The organism is Stutzerimonas stutzeri (assembly GCF_024448895.1).
Lineage (GTDB): Bacteria > Pseudomonadota > Gammaproteobacteria > Pseudomonadales > Pseudomonadaceae > Stutzerimonas > Stutzerimonas stutzeri_Q.
The window spans coordinates 17,237-41,347 of record NZ_JAMOIC010000005.1 but is presented as its reverse complement, the minus strand read 5'-3'; the positions used below and the strand labels follow the sequence as shown (position 1 = coordinate 41,347).

Below are 24,111 nucleotides of genomic sequence, written 5' to 3'. Positions count from 1 at the left end.
GTGCGGCTAGCGCATCACTCATCCAGCAGCGCGTGGACCCGCTCGATTGCCTGCGCTTCGCGGCTGGCCCAATCGCCGGCAATCTCCACGAAAGGCTGACGATGGCTCTCAAGCCACGCCCGACAGGCCTCATGGAATTGCCAGCGCTCGCGCATATCCGGTTGGCAGCGCTGGCCATCCGCATGCCATTCGGCGCCGTCGGGTGATAGCAGCAGATGCTGGTCGTATCGGCGCGCCAGCAGTTCATCTTCCAGCCATGGCGGGCAGCTGCCGAACAGCGTCTGGCTCCAGACCATGTTGCTCAGCAGATGGGTATCGAGGATCAGCAGCCCGGGCGCCCCAACGCGTGCGGCGTCTTCCCACATGAGCTGGCCGCGGGCGATGGCGGGGATATCATCCAGGCAGGTGTCACGCCGTTCGTGGTCGATGAAATGACGGACGTATTCGCCAACCACCACACCGCCGAAGCGCTGCTGAAGCCGCGCGGCGAGCCAGCTCTTGCCGGTGGATTCCGCCCCGGTGAGCACCAGCACTTTCATCGAGCCACGTGCCTTTCGTTCCGCAGGAAAGCGAGAGGCCGGCCGATAAGCAGAGCCGCGATTGTCATGTCCGAATTCCCTGAAGTTCGACGCCCCGGTCCATCGCCCGTCCGCACCCTTTCGCCTCAATCCACACCGACAAAACCTCCGGTCTGGTGCTGCCACAGGCGCGCATACAGGCCGCCGCGTTCGATGAGTTCTGCGTGGGTGCCGGTCTCAATCACCTGGCCTTCGTCGATCACCACCAGTCGATCCATGCGTGCGATGGTCGACAGCCGGTGCGCAATGGCGATGACCGTCTTGCCGTCCATGAGCGTGTCCAGGCTCTCCTGAATGGCCGCTTCGACTTCCGAATCCAGCGCCGAGGTGGCTTCATCGAGCACCAAGATCGGCGCGTCCTTGAGCAGCACCCGGGCGATGGCGATGCGTTGGCGCTGGCCGCCGGACAGCTTCACCCCACGCTCTCCGACCATGGCCTCGAAGCCAAGCCCACCCTGCCCGTCGTCCAGCGTGGTGACGAACGCATCGGCGCGGGCTTTGCGCGCCGCAGCCCAGAGTTGTTCATCGCTGGCGTCGGGCTTGCCGTAGCGCAGGTTGTCGCGAATGGAACGGTGCAGCAGCGAGGTGTCCTGCGTCACCACGCCGATGTTGGCGCGCAGGCTTTCCTGGCTGACGTCGGCGACGTTCTGCCCATCGATGAGGATGTGCCCACTTTCCAGGTCATAGAGGCGCAGCAGCAGATTGACCAGTGTCGATTTGCCGGCGCCCGAAGGTCCGACCAGGCCAATTTTCTCGCCGGGACGGATGTCGATGGTGAGGCCGCTGATCACGCCACCCTTTTTGCCGTAGTGAAAATGCACGTCGTCGAAGCGCACGCCGCCCTGCTCAACCTGCAGCGGCTTGGCGTCTTCACGGTCGAGCACATCGCGGGGCCGGACGATGCTCTTCATGCCGTCCTGCACGGTGCCGACGTTCTCGAAGATGCCGTTGACCACCCACATGATCCACTCGGCCATGTTGTTGATGCGGATCACCAGGCCCAGCGCCAGGGCGATGGCGCCGGTGGTGATCAGCGCTTCGCTCCACAGCCACAGCGCCAGTGCACCGGTGCCGACGATCAACAGGCCGTTCATGCAGGTGATGAGGAAATCCAGGCTGGTGATGGTGCGCGACTGCAGGCGGAATTTATCCAGAAGCTCCTGCATCGCCTCACGGGCGTAGCTTTCCTCTTCCCTGGAATGGGCGAACAGCTTGAGCGTGGCGACGTTGCTGTAACCGTCGACCACCCGGCCCATCACCTTGGAGCGCGCCGAAGATGCGGCCGCCGAGCGCGCCTTGATGCGCGGCACGAAGTACCAGAGGGCCGCGCTGTAGCTGACAATCCACAACACCAACGGCACGATCAGGCGCAGGTCGGCGGCGGCGAACAGGTACAGCGCGCTGCCGGCGTAGACCACCACATGCCACATCGCATCGATCACCTGCATGGCCGAATCGCGCAGCGACGGGCCGGTCTGCATGACGCGCTGGGCAATGCGCCCGGCGAAATCGTTCTGGAAGAAATTCAGGCTCTGCTTGAGCACGTACCGGTGGTTCTGCCAGCGAATGAGATTGGTCAGCCCGGGGTTGATCGCCTGATGGGTCAGCAGGTTATGCAGGCCGAACACGAAGGGCCGGATGATCAGCGCCACCAGCGCCATCCACAGCAGATCGTTACGGTGTTCGGTGAAAAAGGTCCGCGCGTCATCGGTCGTCTGCGCCATGTCGATCAGCTGGCCAAGGAAGCTGAACAGCGCCACCTCGATCAGCGCGGCGAAGAAGCCGATCACCAGCACGGCGATCATCAACGGCCAGACCTGCTTCAGGTAATGCGCGTAGAACCGCAGCATGCCGGCGGGCGGCGCGACGTCGGGGCTGGGCTTGAAGACATCGATCAGGTTTTCGAAACGGCGAAACAACATGGGGACAGTTTGCTCTGGCGAGTGGGCGGGTTCTTGCTAGTGGCAACCGACGGCGGGGCCGGTCGATGACATCGCACCCGAGGGCAGGCGCTGTGTTTAGACGTGAAAACCACATGCTCTGGCACGCGGGTTACAGGAGTGTAAATCATCAACTGCAAACCGAATCGTGATCACAGCCCAACGGACGCGGGCCACGGCTTGCTGCCTCTGAGAAGCAGCCAAACAGGTGCGGCCCTGGTGCTGCAAGGCAAGCCCTCAACCCCTGATCAAGGTCCTTTGCCAGCCTGCAGGCGTTTCAGCTGCAACGCTGCACGCTGCGCCGCAGCCATCTTTTCCGGGCGCTTCATCCGCTTCCACTTGCGAATGTCTTCTTTGGTTCGCCCACAGCTGAGACACAGCTCGCCACTCAACTGGCAGACGGAAACGCAGGGGTTTTCGATGTCCTTTGCCACGGTCAGTGCCGGGTCGTGGCACTGCGAGCCAAGCGACGCTGCCAGTCACCACCATCGGCCCGTTTGCAGGCCTCTTCGCTGTCTAAGCGCACCGGAGCGATCAGTTTCTCCATGTCGATTCCGGCCTCATCCAGCGCCGCTCGGGTGAGGGTTCGCATAAGGTCATCCTGCCCCTGGGCGAGCGCATCGGTTTTTTGCGCCTCGGTGTTGAAGATCCAGGTGACCTGCAGGCTTTCGGGGAAGCGGCCGTAATCCACCCCGTGGGTGAGCCAGCTAAAGCCGACGATCTGCGCCTTGCCCTCTTCGCAAGCCTCGGTAAGGCAGCTGGACAGCTGCCGCTCGATACGGGTCTGGTCGCGTTTGCTGGGAAGCATCCTGTGGTCCTGTCGAGAGGGGGTAAGGCCCTCGCCTCGCGGGGGCCATTTCGGCCAGTCTAACCGACCATCACACCAGAGCCTCACACACAGGGGCTGGCCGGCTAAGGCTTCATTGCACCGAGAGCCTCGACCGCAGCCACTCACGTATGCCCATCACCGCCAGCATGGTGAACAACCCGTACAGCCCCGAGGTGAGCCAGTACTCCTGAAAAACGAAGAACGCCACGTAGAGCACGTCCACCACGATCCACAATACCCAGCACTGCCAACGCTTGAGCGCCATCCACAGCTGAGCGAGCAGACTGAACGCCGTCAACGCCGCATCCGGCCAGGGGTAGGCCGCTTCGGTAGCCGTCGCCATCAACAAACCCAGCCCGAGACTGCCCAGCGTCGCCGCCAGCAGGCCAACGCCGATCTCCATCGCCGTCGCACCCACCACCGGCCGGCCGCCTTCCCCGCTGCTGCCACGCGTCCACTGCCACCAGCCATACAGCTGCATGGCCGCGAACACTCCGTTGAGCAACACCTGCGAATACAACCGCGCCTCGAAGAAGAACCAGGCATAGAGCGACACCATCACCAAACCGATGGGCCAGCACAGCGGGTTTTGCCGCACGGTAAGCCAGACGGCAAGAACGCCGAGGGCGGAGGCGATGAGTTCGAGGGTGGTCATGGGCTGATGAAAGAAAAAGGGGTGCGCATGATACGGCAAGCGGTGGACACTGATGCGGCGCAATCCGGACACCCCATGGAAGGCAAAAAACGTTAACAAGTCGGATTCCTTGGGATGGCGGAGTCGATGAACGCCCGCAGACTTGTTAGGGTTTTGACCCTTCACTTTTAGATACGAAAGGAACTCGTATGGCCAATCCCGCTGCTCGCTTATCCGACACCCACTCCTGCCCCATCTCCGGCCACGGCTCCAACCCGATAGCGGTTGGTTCGCAGGACGTGTTGTTCAACAATTTACCTGCTGCCCGAGTCGGTGACACCAGTAGCTGTGGTGGCGCGATATCAGAAGGCGAAGCCACCATCTTGGTCAATGGTAAGCCGGTTGCCTTCCTCGGCAGCCCCACGACGCACGGAGGCAGCATCGTGACTGGCTCCGGCAACATCCTGGTCGGCTCGTCGGTGAGCACGGCGCCCTTCACTGCGCCAGCGCCGATACCCAACCAGTTAGACGAGCATTTCGTGCTCAGCGATAGCGATACCGGCCTGCCTTTGGCCAACCGCCCTTACAAGCTAAAGACGGCCTCCGGAAAAGTCATCGAAGGGGTCACTGACGAGCACGGCAAGACCAAACGTGCTGCGGCCTATACGGCCGAGACCGTATCCGTCGAATTCGCGCCACAAACCGAAATCTACATTGGCTGAGGGCGCAGCATGTCGAGCACGGAGCCAGTCGTCGCACAATCTAACCTTAGCCCTGCGAGCAATACGCAAGGCGCCCCAGTTCAGGCCAGGCTGTTCAAGATCACCGATATTCCGGCAGCCATGGATGCCATTGATTGGCCGGTTTCCGCCGCGCTGATGCGCCACTGGTTTCAGGGACAACCCTGGCCGACGGAAAATGGCGGCATGTTGCAGCAGGTCAAGGAACACGCCGAATGGCCCCCAGCGCAGTACATCGAGGAAAGCATCGTCAAGATGAGTTGGGTGGCCAGTTTCGACAAGGTCCAGCCGGCTCTCGCCGAGCTGCGCCGAAGCTGGAACAACGCCGCCGCCCTGGGTGAAATCCGCAAGCATCTGCTCAAGGCCTATGCCGACAAGGGGCTTGGCTGCTACCCCCTGCTTTTCCCTAACCTGGCGAGCGCGGTGGAGCGCTTCGGCTACTTCAACTCACGCACGATCACCTTTTCCAAGTGGGGCAGCGAAGGCCTCAACGACCTGCGCGGAGCGCTGGCGGACTTCAACCTACGTGTAGCGGCCGAGGGTGACGTAGAGGTTCATGCAGATCGCATCCTGTTTCGCCCGAGAACCTTGCTGTTTTATGCCGAAGACAACTACGACTTCAACGACGATGGCTCGGTGTTCAGCTAGCCGCTGGGCTTCTGGAACTTCGATGGTATCGCTCCCAGCCTGCTGGAGGCCACGGCGCACAATGCGGGCGTCGATGCGGTCTCCCGCGGCATCACACAGCAGTCCCTCTTCGGAATGAGTGCCCAGAACCAAAGGCGCTACATGGACGAGCAGAGCAAACGCTACATGCTTGTGCTGAACAGCCATTTCGCCGACTACCGGTCAAAATACAAACGAGGGGGAGACTTCCGCGTGTTTTCCGATCTGCTACGCGAGCCCTTGCCACTTGGCACGCCCGCCATCACTCTGCCGAAACGCTGACATGAAAAAAGCTACTCTCGCTGCATGCAGCCTTCTCGCCGCGTTCGCCCTGCTCTTTGGCTGGAGCCTGAACGGTGCGCTGAACGCGCCGCCGTCGGTTTCGCACGTCAGCCCGCAAGGTGGCCATCTCATCGAGAGCGTGCCGGTACAGGGCTTGCTGGCCCCTGGCGGGGGCCTATCGTACGTACGCATCGTCGACCGGGCGGATCGGTCGAAGGTATTTCGCAGCCCACTCTTTACCTCGCGCTCCGTGGACATGCGGGCGAGCGAGGACAGCCAAAGCCTGGGCGTGACCTGGATCGACTTCGACAAGCGCGCCCAGGGCTTTACCCTGAGCATCCCTCAATGGCGCCCGGACTGGCGCAACATCTTCATCAGCAATACGCCCTATGAGGTCGTGCCGAACGGCTGAGCCGCAAGAGAGGGAAGTTAAATTGAATGCAGCCTGGTTGTATTCCATGCAGCATGTCATGTCACATAGCCACGTGTACTTGCACGACCTAACCCGAAGGGGCAGCACAGCTGGTTCTGCCGCACGGTAAGCCAAACGGCGAGAACGCCAAGGTACGGATGCAGGGTCGACCGGCTTCACTCCATTCGCGGTCTCGATCGTCATGTGATAAGTACCCGGGATGAAATCATTGTTCTGGCGAGCCCAAGCGCCACCGAAACCCTCGAACTGGAATCATTGATGACCGAGGACACGGCAACCAACCCAGGTGCTACCGGGCTCATCCTGTCGGGCGGTGGCGCACGAGCGGCGTATCAGGTTGGCGTGCTGTCGGCGATTGCTGATCTGCTGCCCGACTCCTCACGCAATCCGTTTCCGGTGATCGTCGGCACCTCGGCGGGCGCGATCAATGCCGTCAGCCTGGCGTGCGGCGCGCTGCATTTTCGCGAGGCGGTGCGGCGGCTGAGCATTATCTGGGGCAGTTTTCATACTGATCAGGTGTACCGCAGTGACTGGCCGGGCGTATTGCACCAGGCCAGCCGCTTCCTCGGCCATAGCGTTCTCGGTTTCGGCAAGCAGGTTCCCGTCGCGCTGCTCGACAGCTCGCCGCTGGCCAAGCTGCTTGAGCGCGAGTTGGATTTTTCCGGCATCGCCGCGGCGATACGCCATCGGCAATTACGCGCGGTGGCTGTGACGGCGTTCGGCTACGAGTCGGCCCAGGCGGTGACCTTCTACCAGGGGCGTGCAGCCATCGACCCATGGTTTCGCCATCGTCGGGTGGGTGTGCCGACCCGCCTGGCAATACCCCATTTGCTGGCCAGCACTGCCATTCCGCTGATCTTCGAGCCGATAAAGATCAACCGCGAGTATTTTGGTGATGGCGCGGTACGCCAGACCGCACCGATCAGCCCCGCCTTGCACCTGGGCGCCACGCGGGTGCTGGTGGTCGGGGTCAGTGGCAACCCGATAGATGACCAGACCAAGACTGCGCCAACACCAAGGCCGACAGGCACCATCCCGAGCCTGGCGCAAATCGCCGGGCACATGCTCAACAGTACCTTCATCGACAACGTGGAGAGTGATATCGAGCTGCTGGAGCGCCTAAATCTACTGGGGAAACTGGTGCCTATCGAACAGCGCAAGCGCGCCTACGGCCTGACGCCCATCGAGGTGCTGGTGATTTCGCCCAGCCAACCGCTAGACAAGATTGCCGCCCGCCATCGGCGAGAGCTGCCTGCGGCCCTCAGGCTTTTTCTGCGTGGCCCTGGCGGCACGCGCGAAGGCGGTGGTGGGCTTTTGAGTTACCTGCTGTTCGAACCCGGCTACTGCAGCGAGCTGATCGAACTGGGTTATCAGGATGCGATGGCCAAGAAAGCCGAACTCAAGGCATTTCTAGGGATCGAGCGTCCATAGCGGCTGCTTTCGCTATGGCATATCAGCACCCTCAACGATGAACGGCGGTACAAACGGGTTTGACAAAATCCAGGCCATTTCATAATTTTAAGTACGCGCAAACGTTTGCGCATGCAAAATAATGACAATAGCCAAGGAGTTTGCCCATGTTCGGTTTCCGTCCTGCCCGTCTCTGCGCCGCCATTGCGCTTGGTGCCGCTGCCCTTATCAGTCTCTCCAGCGCTCAAGCTGCCGAAGGTGAAACACCCCAGGTCGCGCTGGTGATGAAGTCCCTCGCCAACGAGTTCTTCCGCACCATGGAAGACGGCGCCAAGGCTTACCAGAAAGAGAACCCTGACCAGTTCACGCTGATCGCCAACGGCATCAAGGACGAAACCGACACCTCTGCGCAGATCCGCATCATCGAGCAGATGATCGTCGCCAAAGTCGATGCGCTGGTCATCGCGCCGGCCGATTCCAAGGCCCTGGTGGCGGTGATCAAGAAAGCCAGCGATGCCGGCATCAAGGTCGTGAATATCGATAACCGTCTCGATCCGGACGTGGTGAAGAGCAAGGGTCTGGATGTGCCCTTCGTCGGCCCCGACAACCGTAAGGGCGCGCGTCTGGTCGGTGAGTATCTGGCCAAGAACAAGCTGCAGGCCGGTGACGAGGTCGGCATCATCGAAGGCGTTTCCACCACCACCAACGCCCAGCAACGCACCGCAGGCTTCAAGGATGCGATGGAAGCAGCCGGCATGAAGATCGTCGGCGTGCAGTCGGGCAACTGGGAGATCGACCGCGGCAACGCCGTGGCCTCCGCCATGCTCAACGAGTACCCGAACCTCAAGGCATTGCTGGCCGGTAACGACAGCATGGCGCTTGGCGCGGTATCCGCAGTGCGCGCGGCCGGTAAGCAGGGTCAGGTGCAGGTCGTTGGCTATGACAACATCAATGCCATCAAGCCCATGCTCAAGGACGGCCGCGTGCTCGCCACCGCCGACCAGTTTGCCGCCCAGCAGGCCGTGTTCGGTATCGAAGCGGCGCTCAAGCTGGTCAAGGGCGAATCCACCGATGCCAAAGACGGCGTCATCGAAACCCCCGTCGAACTCGTGACCAAGCCGTGACCCACGCTGTAGTAGGCGGCGAGACCGTTCTCGCCGCCAGCGGCATCGGCAAGACCTACGCCCAGCCGGTGCTGGGCGGAATCGACCTGCAATTGCGCGCCGGCGAGGTGCTGGCGCTGACCGGTGAGAACGGCGCCGGCAAGAGCACGCTGTCGAAGATCCTTTGCGGGCTGGAGCAGCCCACCGCCGGCTCGCTGAGCTTCCTCGGTCAACCCTATGCCCCGGCGAGCCGGCGCGAGGCCGAGCGCCTTGGCGTGCGCATGGTGCTGCAGGAACTCAACCTGCTTCCGACACTGACCGTGGCCGAGAACCTGTTTCTCGACAATTTGCCCAGCCGTGGCGGCTGGATTGCCCGTGGCCGTTTGCGCGAGATGGCGCGCCAGGCCATGGCGCAGGTCGGCCTGGAATCGGTAGACCCGGATACGCCGGTAGCCGCCCTGGGCGTCGGTCATCAGCAGATGGTCGAGATTGCCCGCAATCTGATTGGCGACTGCCGTGTGCTGGTACTCGACGAGCCAACGGCCATGCTGACTGCCCGCGAAGTGGACCTGCTGTTCACGCAGATCCAGCGGCTGCGCGAAGCCGGGGTCGCCATCATGTACATCTCGCATCGCCTGGAAGAGTTGGCGAAAGTGGCGCAGCGCGTCGCCGTGCTGCGTGACGGCCAACTGGTAGCGGTGGAGCCCATCGACCGCTACAGCAGCGATGAGCTCGTCACCCTGATGGTTGGCCGCGATGTCGGCGAAGCCATCGATCTGGGCGAACGCCAGATCGGCGCGCCGCTGTTGCAAGTGGACAACCTCACCCGTCGCGGCAAGGTCGAGGATGTGTCCTTCACTGTCCGTGCCGGGGAAATCTACGGTATCTCCGGGCTGATCGGCGCCGGCCGCACCGAACTGCTGCGCCTGATCTACGGTGCCGACCGCGCCGACAGTGGTCAGGTCTCGCTCGGCAATCCTCCGGTGCCGGTACGCGTGCGCTCACCGGCCGAAGCCGTGCGCCACGGCATTGCGCTGATCACCGAAGACCGCAAAGGCGAAGGCCTGCTGCTGAGCCAGCCCATCGCCGCCAACCTGGCACTGGGCAACATGCCGGCCGTCTCGCGCCACGGGCTGATGCGTCCGGCGGCTGAGCAGGCCCTTGCGCAGCGGCAGATCGACTCGATGCGGATTCGCTGCAATGGGCCGCATCAGGCGGTGGTCGAGCTGTCCGGCGGTAATCAGCAGAAGGTCGTGATTGGCCGCTGGTTGGAACGCGATTGCCGCGTGCTGCTGTTCGACGAGCCCACCCGTGGCATCGATGTCGGCGCCAAGTTCGAGATTTACCGCCTGCTCGGCGAGCTGGCGCGCCAGGGCAAAGCCTTGGTGGTGGTGTCCAGCGACCTGCGCGAACTGATGCTGATCTGCGACCGTATCGGCGTGTTGTCCGCCGGCCGCCTCATTGAAACATTCGACCGCGACGACTGGAGCCAGGACCGTCTGCTGGCTGCCGCTTTCGCCGGCTACCGCAGCCGCGAGGCCATGCTCGGCGATGTCGCGCCCCCGTTACAGGAGCTTTCCCAATGACCACCCCTTCCGTCACGCCTGCCGCCAAGCGCAGCGGCACGCACCAGGGCCTGGGCACGTACCTCGGCCTGGCAGGCGCGCTGCTGGCGATGATCGTGCTGTTCTCGTCCTTGAGCAGTCACTTTCTGTCCTACGCCACCTTCACCACCCTGGCCAACCAGATCCCGGACCTGATGGTGCTGTCGGTCGGCATGACCCTCATCCTGATCATCGGCGGAATCGACCTGTCGGTGGGGTCGGTACTTGCCTTGGCTGCTGCGGTAGTCAGCGTGGCGATGCTCGGCTTTGGCTGGGGCATCGTGCCGTCGGCGCTGCTCGGCATGGCCTGCGCCGCACTGGCCGGCACCGTGACCGGCACCATCACCGTGGCCTGGGGTATTCCGTCGTTCATCGTCTCCCTCGGTGTGCTGGAGATGGCGCGCGGCCTGGCTTACCAGCTCACCGACTCACGCACCGCCTACATCGGCGACGCCTATGCCTGGCTGTCGACGCCGGTCGCGGCGGGTATTTCGCCCGCGTTCGTCATCGCACTGTTGGTGATCGTTGCGGCGCACCTGCTGCTGACCCGCAGCGTGTTCGGACGCTACCTGGTGGCCATCGGCACCAACGAAGAGGCGGTGCGCCTGGCTGGCATCAACCCCAAGCCGTACAAGGTCTCAGTGTTTGCGCTGATGGGCCTGCTCGCCGGCCTGGCCGCGCTGTTCCAGATTTCGCGCCTGGAAGCAGCTGACCCGAACGCCGGCTCCGGCCTGGAACTGCAGGTCATCGCTGCCGTGGTGATCGGCGGCACCAGCCTGATGGGCGGGCGCGGTTCGGTGATCAGCACCTTCTTCGGCGTATTGATCATTTCCGTGCTGGCCGCCGGGCTGGCGCAGATCGGCGCCACCGAGCCGACCAAACGCATCATCACCGGTGCCGTGATCGTGGTGGCGGTCATCCTCGACACCTACCGCAGCCACCGCGCCAAGCGCAGGGGCTGAGGATTCATGGCCACCATCAAGGACGTCGCAGCGCGCGCCGGCATCTCCTACACCACCGTCTCCCACGTGGTTAACGGCACACGGCCGGTGAGCGACCCGGTGCGCGAGAAGGTCGAGGCCGCCATTGCCGAACTGGGCTATGTCCCCAGCGGGGTGGCGCGCTCTTTACGCGCCCGCGCCACCGGCACCCTCGGGTTGCTGGTGCCGAACGCCAGCAACCCCTACTTCGCCGAGCTGGCGAGGGGCATCGAGGACCATGCCGAGCGCAACGGCTACAGCGTGATCCTGTGCAACTCTGACGACGACATCGACAAGCAGCTGCGCTACCTGCGGGTGCTGGTGGAACGCCGTATCGATGGCCTGATCGTCGCTACCGTGGCCAGCGACAAGGCCTTTGCCGAGGCGCTCGCCGGTCTGCGCGTGCCGCTGATGCTGGTCGACCGCTCGCTGGATGGCGTTACCGCTGACCGCGTGCAGGTCGATCATGAACGCGGCGGCTTTCTCGCCACGCAGCACCTGCTTGAGTTGGGCCATCGCCGTATCGCCTGCATCGGCGGGCCGGCCAGCACGCAGGTCGTGCAGCTGCGTGCTGCGGGCTATCGACGTGCGCTGGCAGGTGCAAAGGTGGAAGCCCTGCCGGTTGTCGATTGCCTTTTCACCAGCCCGGCGGGCTATGCGGCGGCGCAGGTACTGCTGGATAGCGACCAGCCGCCCACGGCGATCTTTGCCGGAAACGACATGATTGCCCTCGGCGTGCTGCGTGCAGCGGCCGAACGGGATGTACGCGTGCCGGAGCAGCTATCGGTGGTGGGCTTCGACGATATCCAGGTCAGCCGCTACCTGTACCCCGCGCTGACCACGGTCGGCCAATCCATCGGCCAGCTGGGCGAAAAGGCGGCCGCGAGGTTGCTCGCGCGTATCCGCACGCCCGATCTGCCCGCCGAACAGCAAGTCATCGAACCCACCCTGGTGCTGCGCGAATCCAGCGCGACACCACCGGCTTGAACAGCCCCGTCGCATCGGCGTTTCGCCGAGAGAGAGGAACATCAGCAATGCAAGCAAAGGTAGTTGTGGTGGGCAGTCTGAACATGGACCTGATCGTTCGGACCCCTCGCCTCCCCGTCGGCGGCGAAACCCTCGCCGGCCATGGCTTCTCCACGGCGCCCGGCGGCAAAGGCGCCAACCAGGCCGTCGCCGCTGCGCGCCTCGGTGCAAAGGTCGCGATGATTGGCTGCGTCGGGGATGACGCCTACGGCGCCGAACTGTGCGCCGGCCTGATAGCGGAAGGCATTGATTGCAGCGCCGTCACCCATGCGCACGGCGTGCCCACCGGCATTGCCGCGATTCTGGTAGATGATGCCGGCCAGAACGCGATCATCATCGCCGCTGGCGGTAACGGCGAACTGACCCCGGCGAGGCTGGCGGATCACGATGCGTTGCTGGAGGCTGCCGACATCGTCATTGCGCAGCTGGAAGTGCCCATGGCGACCGTCGAAGCCACCCTCTACCGCGCTCACGAACTGGGCCGCACGGTCATCCTCAACCCGGCGCCGGCCACAGGCCCCTTGCCGACTCACTGGTACGGCTTGGTCGATTACCTGATCCCCAATGAAAGCGAGGCCGCACTACTCACGGGTATTCAGGTCGACTCGCCGCCGAGCGCATTGCTTGCAGCGCAAATGTTATTGAGGCGTGGCGCCCGCCGTGTGTTGATCACCCTTGGCAGCCAGGGCGTGCTCTACGCCGATGCAACGCGTCACCTTCATCTGCCCGTTCACCCGGTGATTGCGGTCGACACCACCGCCGCTGGCGATACCTTCGTCGGTGGCTTCGCCGCGGCCCTGGCAGCCGGGCAACCCCTGGAAGCGGCCATTGGCCTTGGCCAGCGAGCCGCTGCGCTGGCCGTCACCCGGCCGGGCGCGCAACCCTCTATTCCCTACCGCCACGAGTTGCCTGCATGAAGAAGACTCCCCTGCTCAACGCCGCCCTCTCGGCCGCCATCGCCCGACTCGGGCACGGCGACATCATCGTCATCGGCGACGCCGGCATGCCCGTCCCGCCCGGCACGCCCTGCATTGATCTGGCGCTGACCGCCGGCGTGCCAGATTTCGCCACCACGCTGCAGGTCGTGCTGAGCGAAATGCAGGTGCAGGGTCATCTACTGGCCCGCGAAACCCTGGAAGTGGCCCCTTCAGGACTGGACGCAATCGAGGCGCTGTACGCGGCCGGAGAGCTGGGCGAGCGCCAGCTGGTCAGCCATGACGAACTCAAAGCCGCGTGCGTAGAGGCTCGTGTGCAGATACGGACTGGGGAATGCCGGCCTTACAGCAATATCGCGCTAATCGCTGGCGTGACCTTTTAAGGATCGATCAACATTCCGTGCTCGCGCGCATCGCATGCGTATCAGTTCATGAGTGGTTACCGGTGGGCTGAAGCCCACCCTACAAAAGCGCCTTTGCGGCGGGGAGGGCTTGAGCTACCCGACGTAGGGTGGGCTTCAGCCCACCGCCAAACCCCAACGCCGCACAAACGTAGATCAGCTGCGTAGGGTGGAAAACGGCGGAGCCTTTTCCACGCGTATGTCCGGCAATCCCGCCACCCTTCATGACCGCCTCTTCATTAAAAACCTCACACCCGTGCGGATAATCGGCTCCCACTCATGAGCTAGATAAAAATCCGCTCGATCATGCGGACAATGAAGACGCCCACCTGAAAAACCTCAGCTTCCTGATGTCCGGCAAGGGTGTGCACCTATCGCCCTTCTACGACTTGCTGTGCACGGCCGTCTACGGCACACGCGCATGTGATCGCGATCAGCGGCCGGAGCAAGCCACCCTGGCTTGGCCAACCCAAGGCGCTCAGCGCTTGACCGCAATCACCGCGCCACTGCTCGTCACCGCAGGCGAAGCCATGGACATCAAGCCAACCACCGCCCGCGAGACCATCCGCAAGCTGGTAGACAAGGTGCGTATGGAAGCACCGAAGCTGTTGAATGAAGTGCTGCACCAGAACGAAGAACTTCTGGTGCAGCGTCCGGAGCTCGGTGCCACGCTGGCTGGCGAAGTAAGACTGCTGAGAAGCATCAACGCCATCGTCATAAGCGAAATGACGGCGCAGCTGGATAGGGATTTATGAGACCAGCATGACGGCGGGCAACGTCGCGGATAGCCTTCAAGCCAAAGCCCAACGAAAAATACATGCTTAACCCATATGCCCCTTCTCCACTGCGCTTGGCGTGTTAGAAGCGGAACGCCTGACGACCGATCAATAGCCACTGGCCGTCCTGTTTCTGCCAGATCTGGAAATTCTCGATCTCGGTCGGAACGATGCCTTTCTCTTTGCTGATGGCTTGAGCCGAGAAGTGATGGCGCACCATCGCCACGTCACCTGAAAGCGTGATCTTCTGATTGAGCATTTTCAGCTCCTTGAACGCGCTTTTGCCGGTCTCGATATCTGAGATGAAGGCCTTTTTGTCCTGAATATTGCCGCTGGAATGACCGTAGGTAAGGTTTTCCGCTGTCAGTTTTTCCAGCTGGTCGATGTCTTTATGCAGCATGGCCTGGGTGAGCTTATCTACTGCTGTCGCTACCTCGCTTTCATCGGCGGGAGCCGCGGCCACATAGCCGGTGAACAAGCACAGAAACCCCATGACCAGTGTTAGCTTTCTCATGCAAATGACCCTTCTTCTAATTGTTAGGCACAACGCGGCAGGTTGCCGATGACAGATTGTCTGTCATCGTACAACTTAGTTGATTTTGCGTTTAAGGCAAGCTCCGTTCGCCAGCTGCAGGGATCTGATGTCGTCTGGATTGGTGAAGCAGGGGGTCGAGCATAGCCAGTGCTGCAAGGAAATAAAGCTGCTGCTGACGAGCCGAGCGGCGTGTTCAAGACCGGCGGTGAGACAAATGAGCGGACGGCTGTAAATGATGTTTGGCTTTGATTGAGAGCGACCAGCGAGCGGAGGGAACGGATAATAAATTTGTCTCCTTTTCCGCTTCGGTTTTTTCGACCTTCCTGATTAGCCGCGGCGGTAGCCGAACGGTGCGCCACGTCGAGCGACGCGCTGTCGGCAGGCATGTGGTGGGCAAGCGAGCGTTGTCCACCCTATGAAACTCAAAGCCATTGCCTGGGGCATCAGCTGCGCGCGGACGCTCGCGCTTGAGTGGTAGTGACATTGCCCCACGTGCTCCCGCCCAGGCGCATTACCGACAGCGCCGGCATCGAGGCGGACATTTCCCATTCCCAAGGCAACCCGCCTCCACTAAGATGCGATCGATTCTTATCTCCATTGCCTCTTATGAGAATTCTGGGTGTCCATCACGCTTCCTGATCCAGTCTTGATGCACCGGCGAGTGCATGGCCTGTACCTCGATCATCACGGCTGGTTGCAGGGCTGGTTGCGTCGTCGCTTGGGCGATCGTGAACGAGCCGCGGATATCGCTCAGGACACCTTCCTGCGTCTGCTGACCAGCGGTCGCTTGCCAGCAACCGGGGAAGGCCGCAGCTATCTGGCCCAGATAGCGCGCAATCTAGTGGTCGACCAATGGCGCCGCCAACGCATTGAGCAAGCCTACCTCGACAGCCTCGCCGCGCTGCCCGAGCCGGAAACCCCTTCGCTGGAGACACGCGCAATGATCGTCGAGACCCTTATGCAGATCGATACGATGCTCGACGGCATGCCTGGGAAAGTGCGTGAAGCCTTCTTGCTTTCCCAGTTCGAGGGGCTTACCTATGTGCAAATCGCCGAACACCTACAGGTCAGCGTCAGCTCAGTGCAGAAGTACATGCTGCGCGCCATCCAGGCCTGCTACCAGGTGCTTTACGCCGAATGAGTCGCTCTGAAGAAGCGCCCATCGAGCCCGCCATCGTCGAGCAGGCCAGCCATTGGCTGATGCTGCATTGGGATGGTGGATTGGACGACTTCCAGCGCGCCGCTTTCGAAGCCTGGCAGGCAGCCGACACTGAACATCTGAGGGCCTGGCAGCGCCTGGAACAACTGCAGGGTGCCCTAGCGGTAGTGCCGTTCGAGACCGCCCGCCAGGTGCTGCGTGAGCGGCCAGACGCCTACAGGCGCCAGGCGCTCAAACTGCTCGGCCTGCTCTTGGTTGCTGGTGGTAGCGGTTATGTCGCCCACTCGCAGCTGCCCTGGCGCGAAGCCCTGGCCGACCTGCGCAGCGGCGCTGGCGAACGTTTGCAGCGCGTCTTGGCCGACGGTAGCGGGCTGAGTTTGAACAGCGGCAGTGCTGTGGACATTCACTTCAGTAATAGCGAGCGACGCATCCGCTTATTCGCTGGCGAATTGCTGCTCGACAGCGGCCATGACGCGGCAGGTCGCCCGTTAATCGTCGAGACCACCGCTGGCGAGATCCAGGCGTTGGGCACGCGCTTCTCGGTTCTCGAAATGGACGGCGGCAGCCGCGTCGACTTGTTCGACGGCGAACTGGAGTTGCGCCCCCGTCATGCCGTGGCCAGCCGCTTGCAGGCCGGGCAGCGCCAATGGTTCAGCGCCAAGCGCCTTGGCGAGCTCGACCGTGCCGATGCCAATGCCATTGCCTGGCATGAAGGCCGCCTGATCGCCGAGCGCATGCCGCTCGGTCATTTCCTTGCCGAATTATCGCGCCACCGCCCCGGTGTCCTGCGCTGCGACCCGGCCGTGGCCGGCCTGGAACTGACTGGCGTATTCCCGCTGGCCGACACCGATCGGGTGCTGATAGCGCTGCAACAGTCGCTACCGATACGAATACACAGCCTGACCCGTTACTGGACCACAGTCGGCCCGGCTTAGCGCCGATGCGTGGGAGGAGCTTCAGCGGCAACCGTTACCGCAGCGCAGGCCTGGATGCAGGAGGTGGAGTAAGCAGAACACCGAACCTAAGGCACCACCTACACGCGCTCATCCCAACGTGGCGACAGCCCTTCCAACTTGCTTAAGAAAAATTTCGACGCCCCCTTGTAGGTTTTACCTGCTCGTACGGGATACCTCTTGAATTCAATCAAGAAGTATTCTCAAGAGGACCGATCCAGAATGCCGTATCTGCCCACTACACCCCGTTCCCGGCTCAGCCTCGCAGTTCGCCAAACACTGTTCGCCGGCCTGCTGGTCGGTGGCCCATTGCTGCTTACCTTGCCCACGGCCCAGGCCCAGGCCCAGATAGCCATCAGCGAAAAGGCCCGCAGTTACGCCCTCCCCGCCGGCAATCTAGATCAGGTGCTGAACCGCTTCGCCAGTGAAGCCGGCATCCTACTTTCCGTGGACTCCCGCCTGACCAGCGGCAAGCAGAGCCCAGGGCTCGACGGCAGCTACCTGATAGACGAAGCGCTTGTGCAGCTGCTGAGCGGCACCGGTCTGGCCTTTCGTCTCGAGAATAACTCGGTGCTGCTGATCAGCACCGGCACCAGCGACATCCGCGCTGGCAGCCTGAACCTCGGCGAGAGCGTTATCGTGGGTCAGGGCATGGGCCAGGCGACCGAGAACTCAAATTCTTATACCACCTGGCTGACCAGTGTCGGCTCGAAAACCCCCATGAGCCTGCGCCAAACGCCTCAGTCGATTTCCATCATCAGCCAGCAGATGATGGCCGATCAGCAGCTGACCGATATCAACGATACGCTGCGTATGACGCCCGGCATCACGGTGCAGAACAGTACTTATCGGACCTTTGACATCCTGTCCCGTGGTTTCAAAGTTGAAAACTTCCAGCTCGATGGTGCCGCCCCCATGGCTCTGGGTAGCTCATTGGGGAGCTTCTATTCGTCCAACGTCTACGACATGGCCGAATTCGACCACATTGAAGTACTGCGTGGCGCATCGGCTCTATTTGGTGGCACCGGTGATCCGGGTGGCATCGTGAACATGGTGCGCAAGCGCCCGATGGACACCTATCAGCTGAAACTCACCGCGTCGGCGGGCAGCTGGGACAACTATCGCCAGGAAGTGGACCTCACCGGCCCGATTGCCTTTGATGGCAAATTGCGTGGACGTTTGGTTGTGGCCAACACGGATCGGCAGTATTTCGTCGACAACCGCAGCACAGAAAAGCCGTTTGTCTATGGCGTTCTTGAGGCTGATATCACCGACGACACCATGCTCACGGCCGGTATTCGTTACAACAAAGCTCATGAGAACGGCACTCAGAACTCAGTGCCTCGCTATCTCGATGGCTCCGATATCGGCCTGCCAAGGCACACCGGCCTGGGCGAAAGCTGGGCTTATACCGATACCACGGGGCGCGAGGTTTTTGCCAAGATCGACCACAAGCTTTCAGATGACTGGAAACTCAACGTTTCCTATACCGATCTTTGGGATGTCGGTTACTTCAAGACCACCACCGTCAGCGGTGTCGGGGTTGATAAGGCCACCGGGTCCGGGTTGTCGTGGAGCAGCACAACGGCCAAGCAGGAAAACCAACAACGGATGTGGGACACCAACCTGTCCGGTACTTTCGATATGTTTGGCCTGCAACATGACTTGGTGGTGGGTGCCGATTATCAGGACGTGACCAGCCGCTGGCTGGGGGTCGCCCGCGTTGTCGGCGGCTCGATAAATCCCTACGACCCCGGCAGCACACCGTTTGCCGAGCCCGCCAACAACACCAACTACAGCAGAGACTACAGCCCCAACGACCAGAAACAATATGGCGTTTACGGTAGCCTGCGCTTGCAACTCGCCGAGCCGCTGCACTTGATCCTGGGGGCGCGAGTGCAGCGCTACAAATTCGACCAGACCTACAAGACTCTGTCAGCAGGTGCTTGGAAGACCTCGTCGGACATTTCCATGCGCGAGCCAACTAAGGTCACACCGTATGGCGGTCTGGTGTATGACCTCAACGATGAGTGGTCGGTCTACGGCAGCTATTCGGAAATTTACAAGCCGCAAGTAAGCCTGCTGACCGGTTCGGGGGCTTCGCTCGAAGCCATGGAAGGCAAGACCTATGAGACGGGCCTGAAAGGCGAATTGTTCGGCGGCAACGTCAACACCAACTTTGCGTTGTACTACACCACCCGTGACCATCAGGGCGTGCGCGATCCTTCCTATCCAATCAACGACTATGACTTCTCCGGCAGTTGCTGCTGGATTGGTAACGGCGAAGTGGTAAGTAAAGGGTTCGACATGGAGATGTCGGGGGAAATCATGCCTGACTGGATGCTGATGGCCGGTTATACCTATAACCAGAACCACAACAAGAGCGCCAAGACACTGCTGAGCACCCAGACACCCAAACACCTGCTCAAGCTGTTTACGACATATCAACTACCGGGTGTGTTGTCGGACTTCAAAGTGGGCGGCGGTGTGAACCTGCAAAGCTCTAACTACTACAGCGGTACCGTCACTAGCAATGGGGCGACCAATAGCTATGACTTTGAACAGGCAGGCTATGCCGTCTGGAATGCATTGGCCGAATACCAGATTGATCAGCACTGGACCCTCACCTACAACGCGAACAACATCTTCGACAAAACGTATTACTCCACCGTCGGATCGACATCAGCCACTAACTGGTACGGCGATCCCCGCAACCACATGCTGACCCTGCGCGGTACCTTCTGGTAACAGAACGTGCTTACCAAACGGCGGCCATCATTGGTTCCCCATTGTTTGCTATGTCCCGTCCTAAATAGGGTTTACACCTTCTGATCTGTTTTTCAGGAGGGACGGGATGGAGGCAGCAAAAAAGCGTAGTCAGCGGGACTACACGATGACTTTTAAATGAACAGTCGTCGACCAGATCGGAAAAGGCGAGCTGAGTTATAGAGAGGCTCAGGAGCGTTACGGGATTCAACGCAAAGACCGTCCTGACGTGGTTCGCAAGCACGGTCGGCAAACGAAGCGTCACCCACCTACCCCATCATCCCGAATTGGCGAACTTTTACTACGTAGGGTGGAAAACGGCGAACCCTTTCCCACGCGCCGAGCCCAGGACGCATCATTGCAGGCGCATAGGAGCCGTCGAGAGCGCTCTTAGGATTGCGAGCATGAGGTTCGATTGACCCCATAACCGCCGCCCGACGCTTTGCGGACCATGCCAACCCTTAGCGAATGTAAAGTGACCTTGACTCACTTGCTAACCAGCCCTAATGTAAAGCGTACTTTCCATCAGAGGATGTATGCCCATGGGTCATCGCCGCCGATTTCTCGTTCACCTCTCCCTGACTATGGTCCTCTACCTCAGCGTTTTGGTGATCAGCACCCATCTGCTCGCCAATGTTCAGGACGGTACGCTGCGCAATGTCTTAGCGTTGTTGCCTGTGCTGCCCCTGATCGCCCTCGCTACGGTGGTGATCCGCTACGTGCGCAACCTCGACGAGCTTGCACAAAAGGTCCATCTGGAGGGCCTGGCGGTCGGTTTTGTCGGCACGGCGTTGATCACCTTCAGCTACGGATTTCTGGAAACCGCGGGCTTTCCGCGCCTTTCGATGTTCATGGTCTGGAGCCTGATGGCCCCCCTGTGGGCAGCGGGCAGCTTCTTCGCCTGGAGGCGCTACCGGTGATCAACCATGTGCGCGAGCGGCGCACTGAGCGTGGCTGGTCTCAGGCTGACTTAGGCGCGAAGCTGGGTGTCTCGCGACAAACGATCAACGCCATCGAGACCGGCCGATACGACCCCAGCCTGCCGTTGGCCTTCAAGATCGCCCGGCTGTTCGAGTCGAGCATCGAGGCGCTGTTTCAGCCTCCGGAGGAATAAGGGGTAATCCAAGGGACGTAAGCGGGTTGCCATAGAAGCGCATGCCTACACGCCCTAATTGCCGGGTATGCTTCAGCCTTGCATTCTCTTATCGCCGACCGATGAACAGACTCAGCACTGAACGCGACTGGCTTGAGCGCGCCGCGCCATCGACCAAGATGGAGCGCATCGAGGCCTATTTTCGTGGGCACGGCTATACACCCCACCGACACGACACCTACGCCATCGGCCGTACGCTTGCAGGCGTACAGAGCTTTCATTATCGGCAAGCGATGCGGCACAGCTTGCCCGGCGGCACCATCGTGCTGCACCCGGACGAGATCCATGATGGCGAGGCAGGCACCGATGCGGGCTTTCGCTACCGGATCCTCTATATCGAACCGTCCTTGATTCAGGACGTACTGGGCGGCGAGCCGTTGCCCTTCATAGCAGGCGGCTTGTCCCATGACCCTCGGCTGCTAGCTGCCACCACTCGCCTGCTTCACAGCCTCGATACGGCACTCGACCCGCTCGAAGAGGACGACGCGATCTACGATCTGGCGCAGGCGCTGAAGGTCGCCGGCGGCAAGCCGCGTGGCCGTAAAGCGGTTGATTACGTGGCGGCCGAGCGCGCCCGTACCTTTATCCATGACGGGCTAGACCAGAGCATCACGCTGGAGGATCTGGTGGAGGCCAGTGGGCGCGACCGCTGGAGCCTGTCGCGCGACTTCCGTGCGTTGTACGGCACCAGCCCCTATCGCTACATCACTCAGCGGCGCCTCGCCGAGGCGCGTTATCGGCTACTCGCAGGCCAGCCGCTAACCGATGCGGCGCTTGAGAGCGGCTTCTTTGATCAAAGCCACATGACCCGCCTGTTCACCCAAGCCTTCGGCATATCGCCGGCACGCTGGTTGAGGATGCTGACAAGCCGTTAGCAGCTGCGTGCCGGGCTTGCACGATCATGCAATACCGCGCGCTGGAGCGCCGCTAACGTATGGCTCAACCGTAACGAACAGCGAGCCTCGCATGACCACGCACCCAACGCCCTCCCCTTATTCCGCCATCAACTTCGCCGAAAAATTTGCGCTGTTCCATGACCAGTGGGCGCAAAAGGTGGTTGCCGAAATGAACGACTACCAGTTCAAACTCGCTCGGCTGGAGGGCGAGTTCATCTGGCATACCCATTCTGATACCGACGAAACCTTCATCGTGCTGGAGGGCGAGCTGGTCATCTATTTTCGAGACGGAGAGGTGACCGTGCGCGCCGGCGAGATGTACGTGGTCAAGAAGGGAATCGAGCACAAGCCCCATGCTCCAAAGGAGATAAAGCTGCTATTGATCGAGCCGCGGGGCGTTTTGAATACCGGCGATGAGAAGAATGAGCGGACGGCTGTGAATGATGTTTGGATCTGATTGAGCGAAACCCGCAAGCGGAGGGGACAGATCAATAGACCTGTCCCCTTTCTCCGCCCCTAGCCCTTTGGAATCGTTTCCGGACGCAGATGGGGCAGCATGTGGGCCACGTAATCGGCCTTGCCGAGATTGATCCCCTGGTTACGCAATATCGAATAAGCAGTCATGACATGGAAGTAGAACTGACCCAGCGTCCAGTCACGGGCGTATTGCTCTGCGCTCAGGTCGAGAATCATGCCGTTTGGCAGTTGGTGCGCGATGGGCATATCTGCATCTGCGTCCAGACCATCGGCTGAGAGAGCGTCCAGTACCGCGACCGTTTCATCGATCCGCGCATGAGCATCCGCAAGCGATCCGGGTTGTTTGACAGCCTGACGCCCTTCGTCCAACAGATCGGTGATCGAAGCCGGGAACGCCTCGCCTCTCAGACGGCATATGGCTTCTCGCGCCTGCACACAAGCAAAGCGAACCTGAGTTGACAGCGGGTACATGTCGGGCGCCAGCCGTGCGGATAACAGCGCCTGCGCCTCGGCTTCCGGCAGCTGGTTCTGCGCCTTCTTCAGCCAGCCGGACAGGGTTTTGAGCATTTGGGTATAGGTTGGGACAAGGAGTGTCGTCAGCTGCATGGCTTCTTACCTTTGTGAGATGGCAATCCTACGCGGCTTAGAGTGACAGGTTTACTGGAGCTAGCCACCTGAGCAATAAATGCCTTCCCAACGCGTACATCCCGGCTACCGCGCTATTAGCCGAACCCACTTGAGCACATCAAGGCCATTAGCCATTATTAAGCAGTCGCATTCGATGCCGACCTAACGGGCTACAGGTATCAAACATTCCGCCGCCGTATTTGGCCGCGAATCATAGGAATAACGAAGGGCCTCGGTTCGATACGAAGCACCCGAGGCTAGATCGCGCCCCGCCGCGAAGGATTGAAAATGGATTTCAGCCTGATCTTTGCGCCAATGTTCAGCATGCTCGCCTGGTTCATCCCGGCCATATTGCTGCTCGGCCTATTCAAAACACCGTGGGCCAAGGGGCACGTTGGCGAAGCGCTTGTGCGCCTCTACGCGCACTTGCAGCTCGACAAGCAAAGCTACCCCCGCCTTCACAACGTCACGCTCAACACGCCCGACGGCACCACACAGATCGACCACATCTTTCTCTCCCGCTACGGCATCTTCGTACTGGAAACGAAGAGCATGAGCGGCTGGATCTTCGGCAGCGAAAAGCAGGCGCAGTGGACGCAGAAAATCTACAAACGCACCTACAAATTTCAGAACCCTCTGCGCCAGAACTACAAGCATCTCAAGGCCATTGAGGCGCTACTTGGCATCAGCCCGGAACATCTCCACTCGGTCATCACCTTCGTCGGCGGCAGCACCTTCAAAACCAACATGCCGGCCAACGTGACCCAGGGCATCGGCTTTATCAGCTACATAAAATCATTTCAGCAGCCAGTGTTCACCGAGGCGGAAGTCACCACCATGCTGCACGCCCTCCAAACTGGCCGCCGAGCACCGACATTAGCCACCCATCGCGAGCATGTGCAAAGCCTGAAGCGGCGTAGCGATCCGACAGCAGAGCGGCAATGCCCGAAATGCGGTAATGCGTTGCTGGTTCGAACCATTAAATCCGGAGCAAAAGATGGCCAGCAGTTTTGGGGATGTTCTGCATTTCCCAAATGCCGAACGATGCAGAGCCTTTCATGAAACCGGCACAGGGACGGGTGCCAAATGCCCACACGAAAAATAAATCTGTCCCCTTTTCATTTTGTGGTTAAGGAGTAGGCTTTAGAATAAGGGGGTAGATTTATTTTTGGCTCATGTTATATGGCAGATAAATAAGTCTGTCCCCT

Annotated in this window: 24 protein-coding genes and 3 pseudogenes; 20 read left to right on the top strand and 7 right to left on the bottom strand. The window is 61.0% G+C overall.

The window, feature by feature from the left end:
- Nucleotides 1-14: 14 nt before the first annotated feature.
- The 5 genes from NA619_RS07625 to pnuC all read right to left on the bottom strand — a co-directional run bounded on the left by NA619_RS07625 (nt 15) and on the right by pnuC (nt 4,002).
- Nucleotides 15-539, bottom strand: a complete 525-nt coding sequence (locus tag NA619_RS07625) for an AAA family ATPase (protein WP_255961183.1) — start codon at nt 537-539, stop codon at nt 15-17.
- 125 nt (nt 540-664) lie between these two features.
- Nucleotides 665-2,500, bottom strand: a complete 1,836-nt coding sequence (locus tag NA619_RS07620) for an ABC transporter ATP-binding protein (protein ID WP_255961182.1) — start codon at nt 2,498-2,500, stop codon at nt 665-667.
- 266 nt (nt 2,501-2,766) lie between these two features.
- Nucleotides 2,767-2,952, bottom strand: a complete 186-nt coding sequence (locus tag NA619_RS07615) for a DUF1289 domain-containing protein (protein ID WP_255961181.1) — start codon at nt 2,950-2,952, stop codon at nt 2,767-2,769.
- A gap of 2 nt (nt 2,953-2,954) precedes the next feature.
- Complete coding sequence (locus tag NA619_RS07610) at nt 2,955-3,326, bottom strand: hypothetical protein (protein WP_255961180.1); 372 nt, start codon at nt 3,324-3,326, stop codon at nt 2,955-2,957.
- Nucleotides 3,327-3,438: 112 nt separating this feature from the next.
- Nucleotides 3,439-4,002 carry a nicotinamide riboside transporter PnuC gene (pnuC, locus tag NA619_RS07605; protein ID WP_255961481.1) on the bottom strand — a complete coding sequence of 188 codons (564 nt, stop codon included), beginning with the start codon at nt 4,000-4,002 and terminating at the stop codon, nt 3,439-3,441.
- 188 nt (nt 4,003-4,190) lie between these two features.
- Between pnuC and NA619_RS07600 the strand changes: the two genes are divergently transcribed.
- From NA619_RS07600 to NA619_RS07550, 11 genes and pseudogenes are all read left to right on the top strand, one after another.
- Nucleotides 4,191-4,703, top strand: coding sequence for a PAAR domain-containing protein (locus NA619_RS07600; RefSeq protein ID WP_255961179.1), 513 nt, complete (start codon nt 4,191-4,193; stop codon nt 4,701-4,703).
- Nucleotides 4,704-4,712: 9 nt separating this feature from the next.
- Nucleotides 4,713-5,669: pseudogene (locus tag NA619_RS07595) on the top strand (DUF6402 family protein).
- A gap of 1 nt (nt 5,670) precedes the next feature.
- The gene (locus tag NA619_RS07590) at nt 5,671-6,081 is read left to right on the top strand and encodes a hypothetical protein (RefSeq protein WP_255961178.1); all 411 of its coding nucleotides are present in this window, start codon (nt 5,671-5,673) and stop codon (nt 6,079-6,081) included.
- A 279-nt stretch (nt 6,082-6,360) separates the two neighbouring features.
- On the top strand, nt 6,361-7,533 hold the full coding sequence (locus NA619_RS07585) for a patatin-like phospholipase family protein (RefSeq protein WP_255961177.1): 1,173 nt from the start codon (nt 6,361-6,363) through the stop codon (nt 7,531-7,533).
- 146 nt (nt 7,534-7,679) lie between these two features.
- Nucleotides 7,680-8,636: a sugar ABC transporter substrate-binding protein gene (locus NA619_RS07580; RefSeq protein ID WP_255961176.1), complete on the top strand. Its 957-nt coding sequence runs from the start codon at nt 7,680-7,682 to the stop codon at nt 8,634-8,636.
- A complete protein-coding gene (locus tag NA619_RS07575) occupies nt 8,633-10,201 on the top strand; it encodes a sugar ABC transporter ATP-binding protein (RefSeq protein ID WP_255961175.1) in 1,569 nt (522 codons plus the stop codon). The genes NA619_RS07580 and NA619_RS07575 overlap by 4 nt, the downstream gene beginning before the upstream one ends.
- Entirely contained in the window at nt 10,198-11,181 is a 984-nt protein-coding gene (locus tag NA619_RS07570; protein WP_255961174.1) for an ABC transporter permease, read from the top strand. Before NA619_RS07575 ends, NA619_RS07570 begins: the two co-directional genes overlap by 4 nt.
- A gap of 6 nt (nt 11,182-11,187) precedes the next feature.
- Nucleotides 11,188-12,186 carry a LacI family DNA-binding transcriptional regulator gene (locus tag NA619_RS07565; RefSeq protein WP_255961173.1) on the top strand — a complete coding sequence of 333 codons (999 nt, stop codon included), beginning with the start codon at nt 11,188-11,190 and terminating at the stop codon, nt 12,184-12,186.
- 47 nt (nt 12,187-12,233) lie between these two features.
- Entirely contained in the window at nt 12,234-13,142 is a 909-nt protein-coding gene (gene rbsK / locus NA619_RS07560; RefSeq protein ID WP_255961172.1) for a ribokinase, read from the top strand.
- On the top strand, nt 13,139-13,543 hold the full coding sequence (rbsD, locus tag NA619_RS07555) for a D-ribose pyranase (RefSeq protein ID WP_255961171.1): 405 nt from the start codon (nt 13,139-13,141) through the stop codon (nt 13,541-13,543). Before rbsK ends, rbsD begins: the two co-directional genes overlap by 4 nt.
- A gap of 341 nt (nt 13,544-13,884) precedes the next feature.
- Nucleotides 13,885-14,316, top strand: a pseudogene (locus NA619_RS07550) (HipA domain-containing protein); the annotation flags it as partial.
- 103 nt (nt 14,317-14,419) lie between these two features.
- Here the strand turns inward: NA619_RS07550 and NA619_RS07545 are convergent.
- A complete protein-coding gene (locus NA619_RS07545) occupies nt 14,420-14,851 on the bottom strand; it encodes a nuclear transport factor 2 family protein (RefSeq protein WP_255961170.1) in 432 nt (143 codons plus the stop codon).
- Nucleotides 14,852-15,521: 670 nt separating this feature from the next.
- On the opposite strand from NA619_RS07545, the gene NA619_RS07540 reads away from it, so the two are divergent.
- The 8 genes and pseudogenes from NA619_RS07540 (at nt 15,522) to NA619_RS07505 (ending at nt 22,256) form a co-directional block, all read left to right on the top strand.
- Nucleotides 15,522-16,013 carry a sigma-70 family RNA polymerase sigma factor gene (locus NA619_RS07540; RefSeq protein WP_255961480.1) on the top strand — a complete coding sequence of 164 codons (492 nt, stop codon included), beginning with the start codon at nt 15,522-15,524 and terminating at the stop codon, nt 16,011-16,013.
- Nucleotides 16,010-16,966: a FecR domain-containing protein gene (locus NA619_RS07535; RefSeq protein WP_255961169.1), complete on the top strand. Its 957-nt coding sequence runs from the start codon at nt 16,010-16,012 to the stop codon at nt 16,964-16,966. Before NA619_RS07540 ends, NA619_RS07535 begins: the two co-directional genes overlap by 4 nt.
- 240 nt (nt 16,967-17,206) lie before the next feature.
- Nucleotides 17,207-19,732: a TonB-dependent siderophore receptor gene (locus tag NA619_RS07530; RefSeq protein WP_255961168.1), complete on the top strand. Its 2,526-nt coding sequence runs from the start codon at nt 17,207-17,209 to the stop codon at nt 19,730-19,732.
- Between the two features lie 106 nt (nt 19,733-19,838).
- Nucleotides 19,839-20,003, top strand: a pseudogene (locus tag NA619_RS07525) (IS3 family transposase); the annotation flags it as partial.
- 289 nt (nt 20,004-20,292) lie between these two features.
- Entirely contained in the window at nt 20,293-20,670 is a 378-nt protein-coding gene (locus NA619_RS07520; RefSeq protein WP_255961167.1) for a hypothetical protein, read from the top strand.
- A complete protein-coding gene (locus tag NA619_RS07515; protein ID WP_128119777.1) occupies nt 20,667-20,864 on the top strand; it encodes a helix-turn-helix transcriptional regulator in 198 nt (65 codons plus the stop codon). The genes NA619_RS07520 and NA619_RS07515 overlap by 4 nt, the downstream gene beginning before the upstream one ends.
- Before the next feature lie 101 nt (nt 20,865-20,965).
- Nucleotides 20,966-21,778: an AraC family transcriptional regulator gene (locus NA619_RS07510; RefSeq protein ID WP_255961166.1), complete on the top strand. Its 813-nt coding sequence runs from the start codon at nt 20,966-20,968 to the stop codon at nt 21,776-21,778.
- 91 nt (nt 21,779-21,869) lie between these two features.
- On the top strand, nt 21,870-22,256 hold the full coding sequence (locus NA619_RS07505) for a cupin domain-containing protein (RefSeq protein ID WP_255961165.1): 387 nt from the start codon (nt 21,870-21,872) through the stop codon (nt 22,254-22,256).
- A 59-nt stretch (nt 22,257-22,315) separates the two neighbouring features.
- Here the strand turns inward: NA619_RS07505 and NA619_RS07500 are convergent, their stop codons facing one another.
- On the bottom strand, nt 22,316-22,882 hold the full coding sequence (locus NA619_RS07500) for a DUF1993 domain-containing protein (protein ID WP_255961164.1): 567 nt from the start codon (nt 22,880-22,882) through the stop codon (nt 22,316-22,318).
- A gap of 309 nt (nt 22,883-23,191) precedes the next feature.
- On the opposite strand from NA619_RS07500, the gene NA619_RS07495 reads away from it, so the two are divergent.
- Nucleotides 23,192-23,965 carry a nuclease-related domain-containing protein gene (locus NA619_RS07495; protein WP_255961163.1) on the top strand — a complete coding sequence of 258 codons (774 nt, stop codon included), beginning with the start codon at nt 23,192-23,194 and terminating at the stop codon, nt 23,963-23,965.
- The last annotated feature ends 146 nt before the right edge of the window (nt 23,966-24,111 follow it).